Source organism: Citrobacter sp. VF227, from assembly GCF_052950715.1.
Genome location: NZ_JBRFVF010000003.1, coordinates 50,326 through 70,705 on the forward strand (window position 1 = coordinate 50,326; position 20,380 = coordinate 70,705).

Below are 20,380 nucleotides of genomic sequence, written 5' to 3' on the forward strand. Positions count from 1 at the left end.
GATTGTTGTTATTTCATTCCTGCCTGAAATCAGATGCTTCATCGGCTCCAAACAGGTTATGAACGCGTTTCCACTGCTCCTTTATAGGTACAATAGTATAGTCTCAGGGATGTGCGGGAAATTTGACGTGTTCGATTTTTTTAGCGTGTCACAGGGGGGAATTATCATTGAATTTGATTAATTTAATTACTAAACCACCCTATGTCGCTTTTTTTACCCAATTGCTTGTACAGATTACTGGGGCGCGAAATTTGTCTCGTTAACGCGATACGAGTAGACTTCGTGCCCTTGTCTTAAATCGGAGAAACAACCATGAGCGAAACGGCAACCTGGCAGCCGAGCGCGTCCATCCCCAATCTGTTAAAACGTGCAGCAATTATAGCGGAGATTCGCCGCTTTTTTGCCGATCGTGGCGTGCTTGAGGTTGAGACCCCTTGTATGAGTCAGGCAACGGTAACGGACATCCATCTGTTCCCGTTCGAAACGCGTTTCGTCGGCCCGGGGCACTCCCAGGGGATGAATCTCTATTTAATGACCAGTCCGGAATACCATATGAAGCGCCTGCTGGTGGCAGGGTGCGGCCCGGTGTATCAACTGTGCCGCAGCTTCCGTAATGAAGAGATGGGGCGCCATCATAACCCTGAATTCACCATGCTCGAGTGGTATCGTCCGCACTACGATATGTATCGCCTGATGAACGAAGTGGATGATTTGCTTCAGCAGGTGCTGGACTGCTCGCCTGCGGAAAGTCTCTCTTACCAGCAAGCCTTTCAGCGTCATCTGGAGATAGACCCGTTGTCTGCGGATAAAACCCAACTGCGGGAAGTCGCGGCGAAATTGGATCTCAGCAATATCGCTGATACCGAAGAAGACCGGGACACCTTACTGCAACTGCTGTTTACGATGGGCGTTGAGCCGCATATTGGCAAAGACAAACCGACGTTTGTGTATCATTTCCCGGCCAGTCAGGCATCACTGGCGCAAATCAGTACCGAAGATCACCGCGTGGCTGAACGTTTTGAGGTTTATTACAAAGGTATTGAGCTGGCAAATGGTTTCCATGAATTGACCGACGCGCGTGAACAACAGCAGCGGTTTGAACAGGATAACCGCAAACGTGCCGCACGAGGCTTACCGCAGCAACCTATCGACACCAACTTGCTGGAAGCGTTAAAAGTAGGCATGCCGGATTGTTCTGGCGTGGCGCTGGGCGTTGACCGTCTGGTGATGCTGGCGCTGGGCGCAGAGAGCCTGACTGAGGTTATCGCATTTACCGTCGATCGCGCGTAACTGACTCTTCTTCAATACAACGTGGCGGTAAAATCGCCACTTTGTAGCATATTTTTTCATTTTCCCTCTAATAGCCACAATTTACTCCTGGATATTTGATATCGTTCAGGTATCAATTCTGTGTTGATTTATCTATCGCTGAACTCTGCAAAGAGAGCAGTGCCAATCGGTGAGCGGCGTTAGTTAAACGCTTGCCAGAGAAAGGGATGGTTTAATGACCCAAACAATAAAAAAGATGAGCCTGATTGGTCTCATCCTCATGATATTTACGTCAGTTTTTGGATTTGCTAATAGCCCATCGGCTTTCTATTTAATGGGATACAGTGCTATTCCATGGTATGTATTTTCTGCATTATTATTCTTTATTCCATTCGCCTTAATGATGGCTGAAATGGGTTCTGCCTATCGTAAAGAAGAGGGCGGTATCTATTCCTGGATGAATAATAGCGTTGGACCACGCTATGCCTTTATCGGCACCTTTATGTGGTTCTCTTCCTATGTTATCTGGATGGTCAGCACTGCGGCGAAAGTCTGGGTACCTTTTTCAACCTTCTTATTTGGCGCAGACATGACGCAACATTGGCGTATCGCGGGGCTTGAGCCTACGCAGGTCGTCGGACTGCTCGCCGTTGGCTGGATGATTCTGGTGACCTGCGTGGCCTCCCGGGGTATTAATAAGATTGCCCGTATTACGGCAGTAGGCGGAATTGCCGTAATGTGTCTTAATTTAGTTCTGTTGTTAGTGAGTGTCGCTATTTTGTTATTAACTGGTGGCCACTTTGCTCAGGATATTAATTTTATCTCCTCGCCTAATCCGGGATATCAGTCCGGTCTGGCCATGCTGTCATTTGTGGTATTTGCCATTTTTGCTTACGGTGGAATAGAAGCCGTGGGTGGATTAGTTGATAAAACGGAAAAACCCGAAAAGAATTTTGCGAAAGGCATTGTTTTTGCCGCGATTGTGATTTCTGTGGGTTATTCGCTGGCTATTTTTTTATGGGGTGTTAGTACTAACTGGCAGCAGGATATAAGTAATAGCTCGGTTAACCTCGGCAATATTACTTATATCCTGATGAAAAGCCTTGGGATGACGTTGGGTAATGCGCTGCATCTTTCCCCTGAGACCGCGATGGCGATGGGCGAATGGTTCGCGCGTATTACCGGACTTTCTATGTTCCTCGCTTATACCGGCGCGTTTTTCACGCTCAGCTACTCGCCGTTGAAAGCGATTATTCAGGGTACGCCGAAGGCATTGTGGCCCGCACCGATGACCAAACTGAATGCGGTGGGAATGCCGACGACCGCAATGTGGTTGCAGTGTCTGTTGGTAAGCCTGTTTATCCTGCTGGTTTCGTTTGGCGGCGATACGGCTTCAGCGTTCTACAACAAACTGACCCTGATGGCGAACGTTTCGATGACGCTGCCGTATCTGTTCCTTGCGCTGGCATTTCCGTTCTTTAAATCCCGCACGGGTCTGGAAAGACCGTTTGTTGTCTTTAAAACCCGAGCGGCGACGCTACTGGCAACAGGCGTGGTAGTACTGGTGGTGACGTTTGCCAACGTATTCACCATCATCCAGCCGGTAATTGAAGCCGGGGACTGGAACAGCGCATTGTGGATGACCGGTGGCCCAATCTTCTTCTCGCTGCTGGCGATGGCGATTTATCAGAACTACAGCCGCCGCAAGGTCACCGAACCTGAGTGGGCGGTGGAATAAACATCCTACCTAATCCGGCCTACAAAGAAGCATCTTCGTAGACCGGATACGCTGTAGCCGTCTGTTTACAAACTTCCCGCCGGGCGACTGCCTCTGCCCGCAGAACTTAACGTTCTACCCGTTTGCTTACCCCCCAGACTCTCCAGACGCATCTGGAACGGTGGGAATGGCATATCGATACCGTGCTCGCGGAAACCAGCCAGTATCAGCTGATGGATCTCGTGGCGCAGCGGCATACGGTGCCCCATCTCTGCGGCATAGATACGCAGTTCGAAGATTTGAATCCCCTGCTGCAGGTCAACCAGAAAGACTTCTGGCGCCGGGTTATCGATAACCAGTGAACAGCGGTGTGCGGCAGTAAGCAGGATCTGCGTCACTTCCTCGCTGTTCGCCTCCGACGGTGCCGGGATGGTTAACACTACGCGGGTGACCGAATCTGACAACGACCAGTTGATAAACTGCTCGGTGATAAAGGCTTTGTTGGGCACGATGATCTCTTTGCGGTCCCAGTCGCTGATGGTCGTGGCGCGGGTATTAATTTTCGTCACGCTACCGGTAAGATCGCGAATTGTCACCGTGTCGCCAATGCGGATTGGTTTTTCAAACAGGATAATCAGGCCGGAAATAAAGTTGGCGAAGATTTCCTGCAAACCAAAGCCCAGACCAACACCGAGAGCCGCCACCAGCCATTGCAGTTTGGACCACTCAATACCGATCATCGAGAAGCCAACCAGACCGCCAATCAGCATTAGCAGGTACTTGGTGATAGTGGTGATGGCGTAACCGGTGCCGGGGGTTAAATCCAGATGTTGCAGCAGCGCCAGTTCCAGCAACGCGGGCAGGTTGCGTACTAATTGGGTGGTGATGATAAACACCAGAATTGCGATAAGCACTGCACCCAGCGTTATCGGCTCCAGGCTTTCCACGCCCTGCACCGTAGAGGTGACATCCCACAGCGAGATGTTTTCCAGGAAGCCAAAAGCGGAATGAATTTCTGACCACAGCACAATGACCGAGAGCAGGGCGATAAGCATCAGGATAGAACGCACCAGACGCAGCGATTGCGCGCTGATAGCATCCAGATCCACTTCGCTTTCATCAACATCAATTGTGCCTTCAAGACTGGTGGAATGCGGCGGTTCTTCTTCACCCCGCGCGCGCTGCGCAAGCATTTCGGCGCGTCGATGCTTGGCGCGATCGAAGGCCAGGCGGCGGCGCTGGATCAGCATCCAGCGGCGGATGACGTGATAAACCACCAATAACAAGAACCAAATCGCCACGGACGTTTCCAGACGTGCCAGCAACGCTTGTGACGTGGCGAGGTAGCCCACGGCTGCGGCGAGAATAGCAATCAGCGGCGCGCCCATCAGCATATTCCATAGCATGCTGTTGACCATGTTGTCGCTGTTGCCCTCTTTATCGAGGTACAGCGGTATCCCGGCGCGTTTCAGGCTCAGGGTTACAACCGCCAGCGCACCGCAAATCAGAATAAAGCACAGACGTCCCAGTGAGGCGGAGAATTCCCGATCATTGAGATTATCAAACATAATCACCGCCATGATCAGCGGGACAATCAGTCCGATGCTCATCAGGTAATAGTGCATGGCTTTCGCGACGCGGTTACGTGGCCAGCCAAAGTGGGCAATGAACAAACCGTTGGGACGCGCAAAGGTGGCGCAAATCATTACCGCCCATAGCATAGGCACCGTGGCGGTAACGCCATCGCCGATAGCAACAGCCAGCGGGTAAGGCCAGGCTTCCTGCAACCCGTAACCGAGCGTTGCCCACAGCACCGGCAACGGCGAAGCGACGAGTATTGACCAGAAAACCGTGCGTATCGTCAACCAGAAGTGGTCCTGGGTGACTTTCCCGACCCGCGCTGATGAACGCTCCAGAAAACGGGTGAAATGTTTGCGCGAAGAGAGGCTAAAGCCAACCAGCACCAATGCCGCGAAAAGCGGTAGCAGCGTTTCTTTGCTGGTCAGCATCATGATGCTGGCTTTACCCAACTGATTAAACGTATCTAATGAGATCAAACGCCGCAAATCCTGAACGATGTCGACAGGCCAGGAGAGCGAGATGGGGCTGACGTCTGACGTCCAGAACAGATAGCGGTGCGTTGCTTCGTTGACCTCTTTTAGCGCATCTTCCAGTTGGCTGTTGGAGACCTTGAGTTTGGTCAGCTCAAGGATCAGGGTATCGCCACCCTGTAACAGAGAGTTCAGCAACTCACGCTGGGTGCGTAGCTGGGCGTTGAGAATGCTGCTCTGTTCAGCAGTTAGCGGTTGTCCATCGGCCTGATGAATCTGACGCAGTTGTGGCTGTTTGTTGAGGAGATCTTCATAGCGCATACGGTGCACGCGTAGCTGCGCCATTTCGGTATCCAACTGCTGGGGTTTGGGCATTTCCGGTAAACGGGATACCTGCGCGCGCAGCGCTTCTCCCAGCATATTTGAGACCCCAAGCCATTGGGACTGCTCTCGCAGCGTATTCAATGCCTGGCGCACCTGTAATGTTTGACTGGCGGCCTGACGCTGTTGCGAGGCAACCAGGTCCATACGCTGCGCCTGCTGGTTTAAGGCCTGAGACAGTTCGCGGTTAACTTTGAACTGGTCAACAATGCCTTCCGGCAGCCCCGCGCTGTTTTCCGCCAGCAGTTCGGTGCTTTCCAGCGCTCGCTCTGCTTCACGCTGGCGCTGACTGTTGAGTTGGTTGCGCAAAGCCTGCAGGTAAGTATCAAGCTGTTGGCTCTGTTTTTCCGCCAGCTCTGAGCGCATACGTGCCAGTTCCTGGCGGTTATTGGCGGAAAGCTGCGCCAGCTCCAGTTCATCGACCAGAGCTTTGAGTTTGGCGGATTCAGCCTGCATCGCCTGATTCTGCGCGGGATTCGCGTTGGCGGCACCAATACGTCGCTCAAGCTCATTGAGCTGGCGGCGGGCATCGGTTTGCTGTTGAGGAAGCTGACTTAAGGAGTCGGCGATTTCCCGGGCGCGATCCTGCTCCTGCTGGGCCTGACGACTCTTTTCCAATAGCTGGCTGCTGACCTGGAGGATCTCCTGATTTAACGCATCGGTGGTGAGTCCGGTTGGCACATTGCGCGGTTCATCGCGCAGGTTGCTAAGCTGCGCGCGTAATGTTGCAGACAGCTTGGGGAAGTTATCAATAACCTGTTGATATTGTTGGGCGCGCTCGAGAGATCCTTTACGCTCCTCAAGGGCATTCAGCGCGGACTGGAGCGCCTCGACGGTTTCTGGCTGAGCGGGTTTTGCCGCCTTTGCCTGCTCCAGTTCCTGGGTGAGTTGTTTGGCATCGGGGGCCGTCGCAGCGTACGCCCCCAGGCTGAGGCACCAGGCCATCAGAAAAGTGATAATCAGGCGCACAGCAGCGATTCCTATGTTTAACTTTCGTCTTTTTTGTCGTCAACCAGCGGGCTGGCATCGTGTTCTGCTTCGATCTCTTCTTTCGTTAGCGGGGCAGGTTCTGCCTCTGGCGTCACGAAAGTCTCGGTCGAGATGGCCATTGGTTGGCCAATTTTTGTCACGGAAAGGTCCTGCAACTGCTCAACCAGGTTAACTTTGCCCGGTGCGAACAGGTTGATGACGGTGGAACCGAGCTTAAAGCGACCCATTTCCTGACCTTTCAGCAGCGCCACCGATCCTTCGCTTTCGCCTTCCGGCCAGGTCCAGCGTTTAATGACGCCTTCACGCGGTGGGGTAATGGTGCCAGCCCAGGCGGTTTCAATACTGCCGACGATGGTCGCACCGACCAGAATCTGCACCATCGGACCAAATTCGGTATCAAACAAGCAGATTACGCGTTCGTTGCGTGCAAACAGGTTCGGCACGTTTTGCGCAGTCAGGATGTTTACAGAGAAGAGATCGCCCGGTACATACATCATTTCACGCAGGATACCGTTACACGGCATGTGTACACGGTGGTAATCGCGTGGAGACAAGTAAGTGGTCACAAACGTACCGTTGCGGAATTTGTCCGCCATCTGGTAGTTGCCGGCCAGCAGCGCTTCCAGGGTATAGCTGTGTCCTTTGGCCTGCAGCAGTTTGTCTTCTTCAATGTTACCTAACTGGTTAATCACACCGTCAGCAGGCATGACCAGAACGTTTGGATCGGTGTTGATCGGGCGCGCGTCATCGCGCAGCGGGCGAACAAAGAAGTCGTTAAAGGTGCGATAGCTTGCGGTGTCCGGCTTTTGTGCCTCTTTCATATCGACCTTGTAGTATTTCACGAACAGATCGATAACCAGTTTAGTTAGCCATCCAGCTCGTTTGCTTGCACCCCAACCCGCCAGGCGAGTGAGCCATAGTTTCGGCAGAATGTATTGTAGCGAAAGCTTAAATGAGTTTAACAAGGTAGCCTCCAGGCCATAATTTGTTCCCGATCCGGCATACGGGCCGGATCCTGAAAAAAGGGGGACGATTCTAGCGATGCTTAGCTTAGTTGTCAGTTGTCTGTATCAGAAAAGTTTTTACGCGTTTTTACCTGCGCCATGCTTTCCAGGATGCGGTGATAATTTTCAAACCGAGTTTCGGCTATGGCCCCTTTTTCTACAGCCTCACGGATAGCGCAGCCTGGATCGGTATCATGCTTGCAGTCGCGGTATTTGCAGTGGCCCAGGTAGTCATGGAATTCGACAAAGCCCTGCGTGATTTGTTCCGGCTCCAGATGCCACAACCCGAACTCACGAACGCCAGGGGAGTCGATCACGTCACCGCCATGCGGGAAATGATACAGACGAGAGGCCGTGGTGGTATGCTGTCCAAGGCCGGAGTTGTCGGAGACATCGTTGGTCAGGATCTCTTCCTGCAGCCCGAGAAGGTTATTAAGCAGGCTGGATTTCCCTACGCCCGACTGACCGGCAAAAATGCTGATGCGATCGGTTAATGCTTCTTCAAGTGGTTTCAGACCGTCTTTAGTGCGGCTTGATACCATCAACACGCGATAGCCAATGTGGCGATAGATATCCATCTGTTCGTTAACAAAGGCCATGCCTTCGCTATCCAGCAGATCGATCTTATTCAGTACGATAATTGGTTCAACGTGTAGTGTTTCACAGGCTACAAGATACCGGTCGATAATATTGAGTGACAGCTCGGGTAAAATGGCTGAGACAATAACGATCTGGTTGATGTTGGCGGCAATGGGTTTCACCCCGTCGTAAAAATCGGGACGTGTCAGTACTGAGGTACGCTCGTGTACCGCCTCAACGATGCCTTTGACATTCACACCTTCTGCTGCCGCTTTACCTGGGCGCCAGACGACGCGATCGCCGGTAACCAGCGAGCGAATTGTACGGCGGATATTGCAGCGGTGAATCTCGCCGTCAGCGGATTCCACGTCGGCATGCATGCCAAAACGGCTGATAACGATGCCTTCGGCGGTTTCGCCAAACAGGTTGTCGTCGTAGTCTGGCTTCTCCGTGGACGTTTTAAGACGACGCTGGTGATTGGCATTCACTCGGCGCTGTTGGCCTTTGGAGAGTTTATTCTTACTCAATCGGACTGGCTCCTGGTCGCCCATGATGGGCAAAACATTTATGATACACGCAATTTTAGACGAATATAGTCACACTGAATGTGACGCTGAAGGGTGGAAAATAGCATGAGTGCCAATGAAAACAACCTGATTTGGATCGATCTGGAGATGACTGGCCTGGATCCCGAGCGCGATCGCATTATTGAGATCGCCACGCTGGTGACGGATGCCGACCTGAATATTCTGGCTGAAGGACCGACAATTGCGGTGCACCAATCCGACGAACAACTGGCGTTAATGGATGACTGGAACGTACGTACACATACCGGTAGCGGGTTGGTGGATCGCGTGAAGGCAAGCACCATGGGAGATCGTGAAGCCGAATTGGCCACCCTGGCGTTTTTGAAAGAGTGGGTTCCAGAAGGAAAATCACCTATCTGCGGCAACAGCATCGGTCAGGATCGTCGTTTCCTGTTTAAATACATGCCGGAGCTGGAGGCGTATTTCCATTATCGCTATCTGGACGTCAGCACGCTCAAAGAGCTGGCGCGTCGCTGGAAGCCGGAAATTCTGGCTGGCTTCACCAAGCAGGGAACACATCAGGCTATGGACGATATTCGTGAATCGGTTGCCGAGCTTGCTTACTATCGCGAACATTTTATTAAGCTCTGATTTTGTTCTCCGGTGGCTTGCGTCACCGGGTTTTTGACGCTAAATTGTTCAGCTTGATTGTAAAGTAATCACTTGAACGGATTTTCGAAAAAAACGTATTCAGGGGGGTTGCAGCTAAACGGATTTCTCGTATAATGCGCCTCCCGTAACGACGCAGAAATGCGAATTACGACAGCAACAAATTTGCGGGAATAGCTCAGTTGGTAGAGCACGACCTTGCCAAGGTCGGGGTCGCGAGTTCGAGTCTCGTTTCCCGCTCCAAAATTTGAAAATGCTTGTAAAGCAAAGACACACCCAAGCGGGAATAGCTCAGTTGGTAGAGCACGACCTTGCCAAGGTCGGGGTCGCGAGTTCGAGTCTCGTTTCCCGCTCCAAAATTTGAAAGTGCTTATAAAGCACAGACCACCCAAGCGGGAATAGCTCAGTTGGTAGAGCACGACCTTGCCAAGGTCGGGGTCGCGAGTTCGAGTCTCGTTTCCCGCTCCAAATTCTTACCCCAATAAAAATATCCACAACGACTAATCGCGTTGGGGGCGTTTTGTTTCGTCATTGACATACTCTTGTAAACAGACTTATCCACAGGTCCGGGTATTGTTCCTCGAATACAAAAAACTTCGCTGGGTGAATAGTATCATTTTAACCATCTGAAATTATTGAATTAATTATCATTTCAAATTGTTAATGCGATCACTTGACGATTTTTTCCCTCTTGAATATCAATGTGTTTTTATTTTTATACACAAGCTGTGGATGACTTATGCGTCGCGCGGCAGACCCTTTTCAATGACCCTGACCAAACGTAGTTTCTTCGGTAACTGCACCTCAACTACGCTGGCATTCCGCTTCTCAATTTGCTGAGCAATCGCCCAGTCTATGTGTTCGTCGAGAAGTGGGTGCTCACTTCTTCGACTTTCCAGCGCGTGAATAACCGCTTCATCCCATGGGGCATTACCCAACGCAACGGCGATATTTCGCAGCCAGCGCAGGTGGCCAATACGGCGAATGGCAGAACCTTCCGTGACTTTTAAAAACCACGCTTCGCTCCAGCTAAACAGTTCAATTAACTCCGGGGCATGAAGTTGCTTGCGGGGGGAGAAGTCATCCTCTGTCGTCAACTGCGAATAGCGGTTCCACGGGCAGATGAGCTGACAATCATCGCAGCCATAAATTCGATTCCCCAGCAGAGGACGAAATTCTTCCGGGATCGCGCCTTCCAGTTCGATAGTGAGATACGAGATACAGCGGCGCGCATCTACCGTATAGGGTTCAACGATGGCCCCGGTTGGGCAGATGGTCATACAGGCAACGCACTTCCCGCAGCTTTCTTCGACTGGCTCATCGACCGGCAGGGGCACGTCGATCAGTAATTCCCCGAGGAAGAAAAATGAACCTGCTTCACGATTGAGGATAAGTGAGTGCTTACCTGTCCAGCCAAGCCCGGCTTTTTCCGCCAAAGGACGCTCAAGAATGGGCGCGGAATCGACAAAAGGTCTAAAATTCAGCGAAGCGCAGTGCTGTTGGATCTTCTCCCCCAGCTTTTTTAAGCGGTTACGCAGTAGCTTATGGTAGTCGCGTCCAAGCGCGTAACGGCTGACATAACCGAGTGAGGGATTTTTCAACGTGCCGGCAAAGGCTGCATTAGCAGGAAGATAGTTCATACGTACGCTGATGACGCGTAGAGTACCGGGTAACAATTCGTGAGGTCGGGCGCGCATCATGCCGTGACGGGCCATCCAGTCCATCTCGCCGTGGTATTGTTTATCCAGCCAGGCCTGCAGTTTGGGTTCCGCTTCGCTGAGGTCGGTATCGGCAATACCGACCTGCTGAAAGCCAAGCTCCAGCCCCCACTGCTTAATATTATGCGCTAACTGATTGAGATCGAGGGGCTCTGACATGACGGACCATACAATGAAGAAAAACCCCGCAAGTATACCACACTCCATCTGGCACGCCGATGACATCAGGCGGATGGAGCGAGAGGCAGCAGACAGTTTAGGGCTGACGTTGTATGAGCTGATGCAACGAGCAGGAGAGGCGGCGTTTCAGGTCACACGCGAACGCTATCCGAATGCCCAACACTGGCTGGTGCTCTGCGGTCATGGCAACAACGGCGGTGATGGTTACGTGGTGGCAAGGCTTGCCAAAGCGCAGGGTTTTAATGTTACGTTGCTGGCGCACGAGAGTGATAAACCGCTCCCCGAGGAAGCACAGCAGGCGCACGACGCCTGGCTTAACGCTGGTGGCGTGATTCATGCTGCTGATATTAACTGGCCAGACAGCGTGGACGTCATTATTGATGCGCTGTCAGGTACTGGCTTAAAAAACGCGCCGCGTGAACCTCTCCCGGCGTTGATCGAACGTGCCAATAGCCACCCAGCCCCTACAATTGCAATCGACATTCCATCCGGCCTGCTGGCGCAAACAGGGGCAACGCCGGGTGCGGTCATCCACGCTGCGCACACCGTTACCTTTATTGCGCTCAAGCCAGGTTTGCTCACCGGTAAAGCACGCGATGTCACCGGACGTCTGCATGTTAATGCACTTGGGCTGGACGACTGGCTGGCGGGGCAGAACGCGCCGCTGCAACGTTTTGATGCTCAACAGCTTGCGCACTGGCTAAAGCCACGTCGGCCCACCTCACACAAAGGTTCCCACGGTCGGCTGGTGATTATTGGCGGTGACCACGGTACGGCAGGCGCAATACGTATGGCCGGTGAAGCGGCGTTGCGTGCGGGAGCCGGGCTGGTCAAAGTGTTGACGCGCAGTGAGAACATTGCGCCTGTTCTGACTGCCAGACCGGAACTGATGGTCGATGCGCTGACGCCGCAGACTCTGGAAGAGAGCCTGGCATGGGCGGATGTGGTGGTGATCGGACCAGGGCTTGGTCAGCAGGAGTGGGGCAAAAAAGCGCTGCAAAAAGTAGAGAATTTTCGCAAACCGATGCTCTGGGATGCGGATGCGCTGAACCTGCTGGCAATCAATCCCGATAAACGTCACAATCGCGTGATCACGCCGCATCCTGGCGAAGCCGCGCGGCTGCTGGGCTGTTCCATTGCAGAAATTGAAGACGATCGCTTACTTTGTGCGCAACGTCTGGTAAAACGGTACGGAGGCGTGGTTGTGCTGAAAGGCGCGGGTACAGTTGTTGCTGCTGAACAGACTGAGTTAGGTATTATTGATACTGGCAATGCAGGGATGGCCAGCGGCGGAATGGGGGATGTGCTTTCCGGTATTATTGGCGCATTGCTCGGACAGAAGCTTACCCCGTATGATGCAGCATGTGCGGGATGTGTTGCGCACGGAGCGGCGGCGGATGTGCTGGCGGCGCGTTTTGGTACGCGCGGCATGCTGGCGACAGATCTCTTTACCACGCTACAGCGTATTGTTAACCCTGATGTGATTGACGTTTATCATGATGAATCGAGTAATTCCACTACCTGATGAGCAGGCGACTTTAGACCTGGGACTGCGGGTAGCCAAAGCCTGTGACGGCGTGACGGTTATATATTTGTACGGCGATCTGGGGGCGGGTAAAACCACTTTCAGCCGGGGATTCCTGCAGGCGTTAGGCCACAAAGGTAATGTAAAAAGCCCCACCTACACGCTGGTTGAACCCTATTCACTCGATAACTTGATGGTATATCACTTCGATCTGTACCGACTTGCGGACCCGGAGGAGCTGGAATTTATGGGGATCCGCGATTATTTTGCCAATGATGCCATCTGCCTGGTGGAATGGCCGCAACAAGGTAAAGGTGTGTTGCCAGACCCGGACGTCGAAATACACATTGAATATCAGGCGCAAGGTCGAGATGCGCGCGTAAGCGCAGTCTCCTCATCGGGTGAATTATTGCTGGCGCGTTTAGCCGAATAACCTTAAGGGTGGCGGGATGATTTATTGCATCAGAAACTGGCTGATGGCAACCCTGGTCCTGCTGTGCACGCAGGCAGGGGCCGCCAGCCTCTCCGATCTTCAGGTTTCCAATGGCGATCAACAGGCGCGGATCACGCTGAGCTTTATTGGCGATCCTGAATACGCCGTGAGCCAGGACGGGAAACGCACCGTCGCGCTGGATATAAAACAAACCGGAGTGATTCAGGGATTACCGCTGCTGTTTAGCGGCAATAATCTGGTGAAATCTATCCGTTCCGGCACGCCAAAAGATGAGCAGTCCTTGCGTCTGGTGGTGGATTTAACCGAGAACGGCAAGGCCGAAGCCGTTAAACGACAGAACGGCGGCAATTATACCGTTGTGTTTACCATCAAAGCAGATGCGCCGCCGCCTCCACCTCCAGTGGTTGCTAAGCGTGTTGAAACGCCGGTTGTCGCCCCTCGTCCTGCCGAGCCTGCGCGTAACCCGTTTAAAGCGGAAAACGATCGCACCACGATGGTGACCAACAGTAATACCTCCACACGACCTGCGGCGCGCGCCAGCACCAGCAGCGGTGAAAAAGTGGTTATTGCCATTGATGCAGGGCACGGTGGGCAGGATCCGGGGGCGATTGGCCCTGGCGGTACGCGTGAGAAAAACGTCACGATTGCCGTGGCGCGCAAACTGCGTAGTTTGCTCAATGATGACCCGATGTTTAAAGGCGTACTCACCCGTGATGGCGATTACTTTATCTCGGTGATGGGGCGTTCAGACGTCGCGCGTAAACAAAATGCCAATTTCCTGGTCTCTATTCATGCGGATGCCGCGCCAAACCGGGATGCCACCGGCGCTTCCGTTTGGGTTCTGTCAAACCGTCGGGCAAACAGCGAGATGGCCGGCTGGCTGGAACAGCATGAGAAGCAATCAGAGCTTTTGGGCGGCGCGGGCGATGTGCTGGCAAACAGTCAGTCCGATCCTTATCTCAGTCAGGCCGTGCTGGATCTGCAATTCGGCCATTCGCAACGTGTCGGGTATGATGTGGCGACCAACATGATCGGCCAGTTAGAACGTATTGGCTCGATGCATAAGCGTCGTCCTGAACATGCCAGTCTGGGGGTATTACGTTCGCCTGATATCCCGTCAGTGCTGGTTGAAACCGGCTTTATCAGTAACAACAGCGAAGAGCGTCTGTTGGCGAGTGATGATTATCAGCAGCAGCTGGCCGAGGCGATTTACAAAGGATTGCGTAACTATTTCCAGGCGCACCCAATGCAAACTGGGCCGCAGGGCGCACAGGCGCAAACCGCCAGTGCTGTATCGCCTGGTAACACGTTAACAAATTAAGGATTAGCCATGCCGATTCAGGTTCTACCGCCACAGCTGGCGAACCAGATTGCCGCAGGCGAGGTGGTAGAACGGCCTGCGTCAGTGGTGAAAGAGCTGGTGGAAAACAGCATTGATGCTGGTGCGACGCGCATTGATATTGATATAGAGCGCGGTGGTGCGAAGCTTATCCGTATTCGTGACAACGGCTGCGGGATTAAAAAAGACGAGTTGGCGTTAGCGCTGGCGCGCCATGCCACCAGTAAAATTGCCTCGCTTGACGATCTCGAGGCCATCGTGAGCCTCGGATTTCGCGGCGAAGCGCTGGCCAGTATCAGCTCCGTCTCTCGTTTAACCCTGACATCGCGCACACAAGAGCAGCCTGAGGCCTGGCAAGCCTATGCTGAAGGGCGCGACATGGATGTGACGGTAAAACCTGCTGCGCATCCAGTGGGAACCACACTGGAGGTGTTAGATCTGTTCTACAACACCCCGGCGCGGCGCAAGTTTATGCGTACCGAAAAAACCGAATTTAATCATATTGATGAGATTATTCGTCGCATTGCCCTGGCACGTTTTGATGTGACGATTAATTTGTCACACAACGGTAAAGTGGTACGCCAGTACCGTGCAGTGGCTGCTGATGGACAGAAAGAGCGCCGACTGGGCGCGATTTGCGGCACGCCGTTTCTGGAATATGCGCTGGCGATTGAATGGCAGCATGGCGATTTAACGTTGCGCGGCTGGGTGGCCGATCCTAACCACACAACGGCAGCGCTGGCGGAAATCCAGTACTGCTATGTGAATGGCCGGATGATGCGCGATCGGCTGATCAACCATGCTATTCGTCAGGCCTGTGAAGATAAGCTGGGAGCCGATCAGCAACCCGCTTTTGTGTTGTATCTGGAAATCGACCCGCATCAGGTGGATGTTAACGTACATCCGGCCAAACATGAGGTCCGTTTTCATCAGTCCCGCCTGGTGCACGATTTTATTTATCAGGGCGTGTTGAGTGTTCTGCAACAGCAGCTTGAAACGTCGCTGCCGTTGGCTGATGACGATGAACCCGCCCCAAGGCACATTCCTGAAAACCGCGTTGCCGCCGGACGTAACCATTTTGCCGAACCGGCTCCCGTGCGTGAACCTGCGACACCGCGTTACTCCGCGTCCGCTGGTGGTGCAGGCCGTCAGGCGGCTAGCTGGCCTCATGCCCAACCTGGATATCAAAAGCAGCAGGGTGAAATTTATCAGCAACTGCTGCAGACGCCGGCTCCGCCGCGTAAAACGCCGGTCTCTGAAACACCATCGGCACCGCTGACCGGCAGCGCTCAGGGCTTTGGACGGGTGCTAACGATTGTCGGCGCAGACTGCGCGTTACTCGAATGCGATGGTCATATTCGGTTGCTGGCATTACCGGTGGCGGAACGTTGGCTGCGTCAGGCGCAGTTAACGCCAGACCAGGGGACCGTTTGCGCCCAGCCGTTGCTGATCCCTTTACGTTTAAAAGTCACCGCCGATGAAAAAGCGGCGCTGCAAAAAGGGCAGGGCCAACTGGCTGAGCTGGGCATTGAATTTCAACTGGATGCACAGCATGTGACCATCCGGGCGGTGCCTTTACCCTTACGCCAACAAAATTTACAAATCTTGATTCCTGAACTGATAGGCTACCTGGCGCAGCAGTCCGTATTCGAACCGGGCAATATTGCACAGTGGATTGCACGTAACCTGATGAGCGAGCATCCTCAGTGGAGCATGGCTCAGGCGATTACGCTGTTAGCGGATGTTGAGCGGCTTTGCCCACAACTCGTGAAGGCGCCGCCGGGTGGTCTGTTACAACCCGTTGATTTACATTCGGTAATGAATGCCCTGAAACATGAGTGATACCCGTAAGGCGAGCCTGCCAAAGGCGATTTTTTTGATGGGGCCAACGGCCTCTGGTAAAACGGCACTGGCAATTGAATTGCGTAAAGTTTTACCCATAGAGTTGATAAGCGTTGATTCCGCCCTTATTTACAAAGGGATGGATATTGGCACAGCCAAGCCTGATGCAGATGAATTACAGGCTGCGCCGCACCGATTGCTGGATATTCGCGATCCGTCGCAAGCATATTCTGCGGCGGATTTTCGCCGCGATGCGTTAGCCGAGATGGCCGATATTACCGCTGCGGGGCGTATCCCGCTGCTGGTGGGCGGTACAATGTTATATTTTAAAGCCTTGCTTGAAGGGCTGTCGCCGTTACCGTCGGCGGACCCGGAAGTCAGGGCCAGAATTGAGCAGCAGGCTGCAGAGCTTGGGTGGGACGCGTTGCACCGACAGCTTCAGGAAATCGATCCAGTGGCAGCGGCGCGTATTCATCCAAATGATCCGCAAAGACTTTCCCGGGCACTGGAAGTTTTTTTCATTTCGGGTAAAACTTTAACGGAGCTGACGCAAACGTCAGGAGATGCTTTGCCGTATCAGGTGCATCAGTTTGCAATCGCCCCGGCGAGCCGTGAACTGCTCCATCAGCGAATTGAGCAGCGTTTTCATCAGATGTTAGCTTCAGGTTTTGAAGCAGAAGTCCGGGCGCTTTTTGCCCGAGGAGATTTGCATACGGATTTGCCTTCCATTCGTTGTGTAGGGTATCGCCAGATGTGGTCATACATTGAAGGCGAAATTTCATACGATGAAATGGTTTATAGAGGTGTTTGCGCCACGAGGCAGTTGGCGAAGCGACAGATAACCTGGTTGCGTGGTTGGGAAGGCGTGCACTGGCTTGACAGTGAAAAGCCTGACCAGGCGCGAAACGAAGTATTACAGGTTGTTGGTGCTATCGCGAACTGAATGTGTACAATTGAAACGTATCGTGCGCAATTTTTCAGAATCGAAAGGTTCAAAGTACAAATAAGCATATAAGGAAAAGAGAGAATGGCTAAGGGGCAATCTTTACAAGATCCGTTCCTGAACGCACTGCGTCGGGAACGTGTTCCAGTTTCTATTTATTTGGTGAATGGTATTAAGCTGCAAGGTCAAATCGAGTCTTTTGATCAGTTCGTGATCCTGTTGAAAAACACGGTCAGCCAGATGGTTTATAAGCACGCGATTTCTACTGTTGTCCCGTCTCGCCCGGTTTCTCATCACAGCAATAATGCCACCGGCGGCACTGGCAGCAACTACCATCACGGTAGCAACGCGCAAGGTTCATCTGCGCAACAGGACAGCGAAGAAACCGAATAAGGTTGTCTGCTGTTTTACATACGGGGAGCCAGCGATCCTGCGTTCCCCGTTGATACATATTAAGGGGTTGACGCTTGTTTGACCGTTATGATGCCGGTGAGCAGGCGGTACTGGTACACATCTATTTTTCGCAAGACAAAGATATGGAAGACCTCCAGGAGTTTGAATCTCTGGTTTCTTCCGCCGGTGTCGAAGCAATGCAGGTGATTACCGGGAGCCGTAAAGCACCGCACCCGAAGTATTTTGTTGGTGAAGGTAAGGCAATCGAAATTGCCGAAGCCGTAAAAGCGACTGGCGCTGCGGTGGTGATTTTTGATCATGCTCTAAGCCCCGCCCAGGAACGTAACCTGGAACAGTTGTGCCAGTGTCTTGTTATCGACAGGACAGGCCTTATTTTAGATATTTTTGCCCAGCGTGCGCGCACCCATGAGGGTAAGTTGCAGGTTGAGCTGGCGCAGTTGCGCCATATGGCTACGCGTCTGGTCCGTGGCTGGACCCACCTTGAAAGGCAAAAAGGCGGGATTGGTTTGCGCGGTCCGGGTGAAACCCAGCTCGAAACCGACCGTCGTTTGCTGCGTAATCGCATTTTGCAAATACAGTCGCGCCTGGAAAAAGTTGAAAAGCAACGTGAGCAGGGGCGACAGTCGCGCAAGAAAGCGGATGTCCCAACCGTATCACTGGTGGGATATACCAACGCCGGAAAATCCACCCTGTTCAACCAGATTACCGAAGCCCGGGTTTACGCAGCGGATCAGCTGTTTGCAACTCTGGACCCGACGCTGCGCCGAATAGACGTAGCGGACGTCGGTGAAACTGTGCTGGCGGATACCGTAGGGTTTATCCGTCATTTACCGCACGACCTGGTGGCGGCGTTTAAAGCCACCCTGCAGGAAACACGTCAGGCGACATTGCTGCTGCACGTTATTGATGCAGCAGATTTTCGTGTGCAGGAAAACATCGAGGCCGTCGACACGGTGCTCGAAGAGATCGATGCTCACGAGATCCCGACCCTGCTGGTGATGAATAAAATCGATATGCTGGAAGATTTTGAGCCGCGTATCGACAGAGATGAAGAGAATAAACCGATTCGCGTTTGGGTTTCAGCGCAAACGGGAATAGGTATACCACAGCTTTTTCAGGCTTTGACTGAGCGACTTTCCGGTGAGGTGGCGCAGCATACGTTGCGTTTGCCGCCGCAGGAAGGGCGTCTGAGAAGCCGGTTTTATCAACTTCAGGCAATAGAAAAAGAGTGGATGGAGGAGGACGGCAGCGTAGGTCTGCAGGTTCGTATGCCGATCGTAGACTGGCGTCGCCTCTGTAAACAAGAACCGGCACTGGAAGACTATGTTGTCTGATCTGACGGATATGGCCTGAAGATTTTTTCGCCTCTATACCTTGTGGATTTTGTGCGGCAGGAAGGCGGCAAGTCCTGAAATCTCCAGCAGCATAGTCAACTATGTGACTGGAGTTGAGGGACGTAGCCAACGCATCGGCAGCGCAAAAGACGCAGGTATAGCATCGCATAACAAATATGGAGCACAAAAATGGCGTGGAATCAGCCCGGTAATAACGGACAAGACCGCGACCCGTGGGGAAGCAGCAAACCTGGCGGCAACTCTGAGGGAAATGGAAACAAAGGTGGTCGCGATCAGGGACCTCCCGATCTGGATGATATCTTCCGCAAACTGAGCAAAAAGCTCGGTGGTCTGGGTGGCGGTAAAGGTACTGGTTCTGGCGGCGGTAGTTCATCGCAAGGCCCGCGTCCTCAATTGGGCGGTCGGGTCTTTGCTATCGCAGCGGCAGCTATCGTCATTATTTGGGCGGCCAGCGGTTTCTACACCATTAAAGAAGCGGAACGCGGCGTGGTGACACGCTTCGGTAAATTCAGCCATTTGGTTGAGCCGGGTCTGAACTGGAAACCGACCTTTATCGATGAAGTGACCCCGGTTAACGTTGAAGCCGTGCGTGAACTTGCCGCATCCGGCGTCATGCTGACCTCTGACGAAAACGTCGTACGCGTTGAAATGAACGTGCAGTATCGTGTGACCGATCCGCAGCGTTACCTGTTTAGCGTAACCAGCGCGGATGACAGCCTGCGTCAGGCAACCGACAGCGCCCTGCGTGGTGTTATCGGTAAATACACTATGGACCGTATCCTGACTGAAGGCCGTACCGTTATTCGTAGCGATACCCAGCGTGAACTGGAAGAAACCATCCGTCCGTACAACATGGGTATCACTCTGCTGGACGTCAACTTCCAGGCCGCACGTCCGCCGGAAGAAGTAAAAGCCGCGTTTGACGATGCTATCGCAGCACGTGAAAACGAACAGCAGTACATTCGTGAAGCAGAAGCGTACACCAACGAAGTGCAGCCGCGTGCAAACGGTCAGGCGCAGCGTATTCTGGAAGAAGCGCGAGCTTACAAAACGCAAACCATCCTGGAAGCACAGGGTGAAGTGGCTCGTTTCGCAAAAATTCTGCCGGAATATAAAGCCGCGCCGCAAATTACCCGCGAGCGTCTGTATATCGAGACCATGGAAAAAGTGTTGAGCAATACCCGCAAAGTCCTGGTTAACGATAAAGGCAGCAATCTGATGGTTCTACCGCTGGATCAAATGCTGAAGGGCGGCAGTGCGCCGGCAGCAAAGACTGACAGCAGTTCAAACCTGCTGCGTCTGCCGCCAGCAGCGACTTCCAGTACTGGAGCAAGCAATACTTCGTCCACCAGTCAGGGCGATATTATGGACCAACGCCGCGCGAATGCGCAGCGTAACGACTACCAGCGTCAGGGGGAATAAC

The 20,380-nt window shown here is 53.0% G+C and carries 15 protein-coding genes and 3 tRNA genes; 14 read left to right on the forward strand and 4 right to left on the reverse strand.

Annotated features, from left to right (window positions below; genetic code table 11):
- Nucleotides 1–312 precede the first annotated feature (312 nt).
- Entirely contained in the window at nucleotides 313–1,290 is a 978-nt protein-coding gene (epmA, locus tag ACU8YC_RS12570) for an elongation factor P--(R)-beta-lysine ligase (protein WP_048236296.1), read from the forward strand.
- A 214-nt stretch (nucleotides 1,291–1,504) separates the two neighbouring features.
- Complete coding sequence (gene yjeM, locus ACU8YC_RS12575) at nucleotides 1,505–3,007, forward strand: glutamate/gamma-aminobutyrate family transporter YjeM (RefSeq protein WP_446895403.1); 1,503 nt, start codon at nucleotides 1,505–1,507, stop codon at nucleotides 3,005–3,007.
- A 65-nt stretch (nucleotides 3,008–3,072) separates the two neighbouring features.
- Here the strand turns inward: yjeM and mscM are convergent, their stop codons facing one another.
- From mscM to rsgA, 3 genes are all read right to left on the reverse strand, one after another.
- Nucleotides 3,073–6,387 carry a miniconductance mechanosensitive channel MscM gene (gene mscM / locus ACU8YC_RS12580; RefSeq protein WP_151217329.1) on the reverse strand — a complete coding sequence of 1,105 codons (3,315 nt, stop codon included), beginning with the start codon at nucleotides 6,385–6,387 and terminating at the stop codon, nucleotides 3,073–3,075.
- A gap of 17 nt (nucleotides 6,388–6,404) precedes the next feature.
- A complete protein-coding gene (gene asd, locus ACU8YC_RS12585) occupies nucleotides 6,405–7,373 on the reverse strand; it encodes an archaetidylserine decarboxylase (protein ID WP_151217331.1) in 969 nt (322 codons plus the stop codon).
- 92 nt (nucleotides 7,374–7,465) lie between these two features.
- Complete coding sequence (gene rsgA, locus ACU8YC_RS12590) at nucleotides 7,466–8,518, reverse strand: small ribosomal subunit biogenesis GTPase RsgA (RefSeq protein WP_187253597.1); 1,053 nt, start codon at nucleotides 8,516–8,518, stop codon at nucleotides 7,466–7,468.
- Between the two features lie 105 nt (nucleotides 8,519–8,623).
- Between rsgA and orn the strand changes: the two genes are divergently transcribed.
- From orn to ACU8YC_RS12610, 4 genes are all read left to right on the forward strand, one after another.
- Complete coding sequence (orn, locus tag ACU8YC_RS12595) at nucleotides 8,624–9,169, forward strand: oligoribonuclease (RefSeq protein WP_151217332.1); 546 nt, start codon at nucleotides 8,624–8,626, stop codon at nucleotides 9,167–9,169.
- Between the two features lie 185 nt (nucleotides 9,170–9,354).
- Nucleotides 9,355–9,430, forward strand: a tRNA-Gly gene (locus ACU8YC_RS12600).
- Nucleotides 9,431–9,467: 37 nt separating this feature from the next.
- A tRNA-Gly gene (locus ACU8YC_RS12605) sits at nucleotides 9,468–9,543 on the forward strand.
- A 36-nt stretch (nucleotides 9,544–9,579) separates the two neighbouring features.
- Nucleotides 9,580–9,655: transfer RNA gene (locus ACU8YC_RS12610), tRNA-Gly, on the forward strand.
- 269 nt (nucleotides 9,656–9,924) lie between these two features.
- On the opposite strand, the gene queG is transcribed toward ACU8YC_RS12610, so the two are convergent.
- Complete coding sequence (queG, locus tag ACU8YC_RS12615) at nucleotides 9,925–11,064, reverse strand: tRNA epoxyqueuosine(34) reductase QueG (protein WP_187259223.1); 1,140 nt, start codon at nucleotides 11,062–11,064, stop codon at nucleotides 9,925–9,927.
- On the opposite strand from queG, the gene nnr reads away from it, so the two are divergent.
- The 8 genes from nnr to hflK all read left to right on the forward strand — a co-directional run bounded on the left by nnr (nucleotide 11,063) and on the right by hflK (nucleotide 20,379).
- Nucleotides 11,063–12,610 (forward strand): bifunctional ADP-dependent NAD(P)H-hydrate dehydratase/NAD(P)H-hydrate epimerase, encoded by a 1,548-nt coding sequence (nnr, locus tag ACU8YC_RS12620; RefSeq protein ID WP_446895404.1) that lies wholly within the window; start codon nucleotides 11,063–11,065, stop codon nucleotides 12,608–12,610. The two genes, queG and nnr, sit on opposite strands and share 2 nt — an antisense overlap.
- A complete protein-coding gene (gene tsaE / locus ACU8YC_RS12625) occupies nucleotides 12,582–13,043 on the forward strand; it encodes a tRNA (adenosine(37)-N6)-threonylcarbamoyltransferase complex ATPase subunit type 1 TsaE (protein WP_446895405.1) in 462 nt (153 codons plus the stop codon). The genes nnr and tsaE overlap by 29 nt, the downstream gene beginning before the upstream one ends.
- A 16-nt stretch (nucleotides 13,044–13,059) precedes the next feature.
- Nucleotides 13,060–14,385 carry an N-acetylmuramoyl-L-alanine amidase AmiB gene (gene amiB, locus ACU8YC_RS12630; protein ID WP_446895406.1) on the forward strand — a complete coding sequence of 442 codons (1,326 nt, stop codon included), beginning with the start codon at nucleotides 13,060–13,062 and terminating at the stop codon, nucleotides 14,383–14,385.
- A gap of 9 nt (nucleotides 14,386–14,394) precedes the next feature.
- Nucleotides 14,395–16,245, forward strand: a complete 1,851-nt coding sequence (mutL, locus tag ACU8YC_RS12635) for a DNA mismatch repair endonuclease MutL (protein WP_446895407.1) — start codon at nucleotides 14,395–14,397, stop codon at nucleotides 16,243–16,245.
- On the forward strand, nucleotides 16,238–17,188 hold the full coding sequence (miaA, locus tag ACU8YC_RS12640; protein WP_151217341.1) for a tRNA (adenosine(37)-N6)-dimethylallyltransferase MiaA: 951 nt from the start codon (nucleotides 16,238–16,240) through the stop codon (nucleotides 17,186–17,188). The genes mutL and miaA overlap by 8 nt, the downstream gene beginning before the upstream one ends.
- Nucleotides 17,189–17,272: 84 nt before the next feature.
- Entirely contained in the window at nucleotides 17,273–17,581 is a 309-nt protein-coding gene (hfq, locus tag ACU8YC_RS12645; protein WP_003025584.1) for an RNA chaperone Hfq, read from the forward strand.
- Between the two features lie 74 nt (nucleotides 17,582–17,655).
- On the forward strand, nucleotides 17,656–18,936 hold the full coding sequence (hflX, locus tag ACU8YC_RS12650; RefSeq protein ID WP_151217343.1) for a ribosome rescue GTPase HflX: 1,281 nt from the start codon (nucleotides 17,656–17,658) through the stop codon (nucleotides 18,934–18,936).
- Between the two features lie 189 nt (nucleotides 18,937–19,125).
- On the forward strand, nucleotides 19,126–20,379 hold the full coding sequence (gene hflK, locus ACU8YC_RS12655; RefSeq protein WP_151217345.1) for an FtsH protease activity modulator HflK: 1,254 nt from the start codon (nucleotides 19,126–19,128) through the stop codon (nucleotides 20,377–20,379).
- Nucleotide 20,380 lies beyond the last annotated feature (1 nt).

What these genes read in the sequence shown, in the direction of transcription:
- epmA (WP_048236296.1), top strand. Translation starts at nt 313, where the DNA reads ATGAGCGAAACGGCAACCTGGCAGCCGAGCGCGTCCATCCCCAATCTG.
- yjeM (WP_446895403.1), top strand. Translation starts at nt 1,505, where the DNA reads ATGACCCAAACAATAAAAAAGATGAGCCTGATTGGTCTCATCCTCATG.
- orn (WP_151217332.1), top strand. Translation starts at nt 8,624, where the DNA reads ATGAGTGCCAATGAAAACAACCTGATTTGGATCGATCTGGAGATGACT.
- nnr (WP_446895404.1), top strand. Translation starts at nt 11,063, where the DNA reads ATGACGGACCATACAATGAAGAAAAACCCCGCAAGTATACCACACTCC.
- queG (WP_187259223.1), bottom strand. Translation starts at nt 11,064, where the DNA reads ATGTCAGAGCCCCTCGATCTCAATCAGTTAGCGCATAATATTAAGCAG.
- tsaE (WP_446895405.1), top strand. Translation starts at nt 12,582, where the DNA reads ATGATGAATCGAGTAATTCCACTACCTGATGAGCAGGCGACTTTAGAC.
- amiB (WP_446895406.1), top strand. Translation starts at nt 13,060, where the DNA reads ATGATTTATTGCATCAGAAACTGGCTGATGGCAACCCTGGTCCTGCTG.
- mutL (WP_446895407.1), top strand. Translation starts at nt 14,395, where the DNA reads ATGCCGATTCAGGTTCTACCGCCACAGCTGGCGAACCAGATTGCCGCA.
- miaA (WP_151217341.1), top strand. Translation starts at nt 16,238, where the DNA reads ATGAGTGATACCCGTAAGGCGAGCCTGCCAAAGGCGATTTTTTTGATG.
- hfq (WP_003025584.1), top strand. Translation starts at nt 17,273, where the DNA reads ATGGCTAAGGGGCAATCTTTACAAGATCCGTTCCTGAACGCACTGCGT.
- hflK (WP_151217345.1), top strand. Translation starts at nt 19,126, where the DNA reads ATGGCGTGGAATCAGCCCGGTAATAACGGACAAGACCGCGACCCGTGG.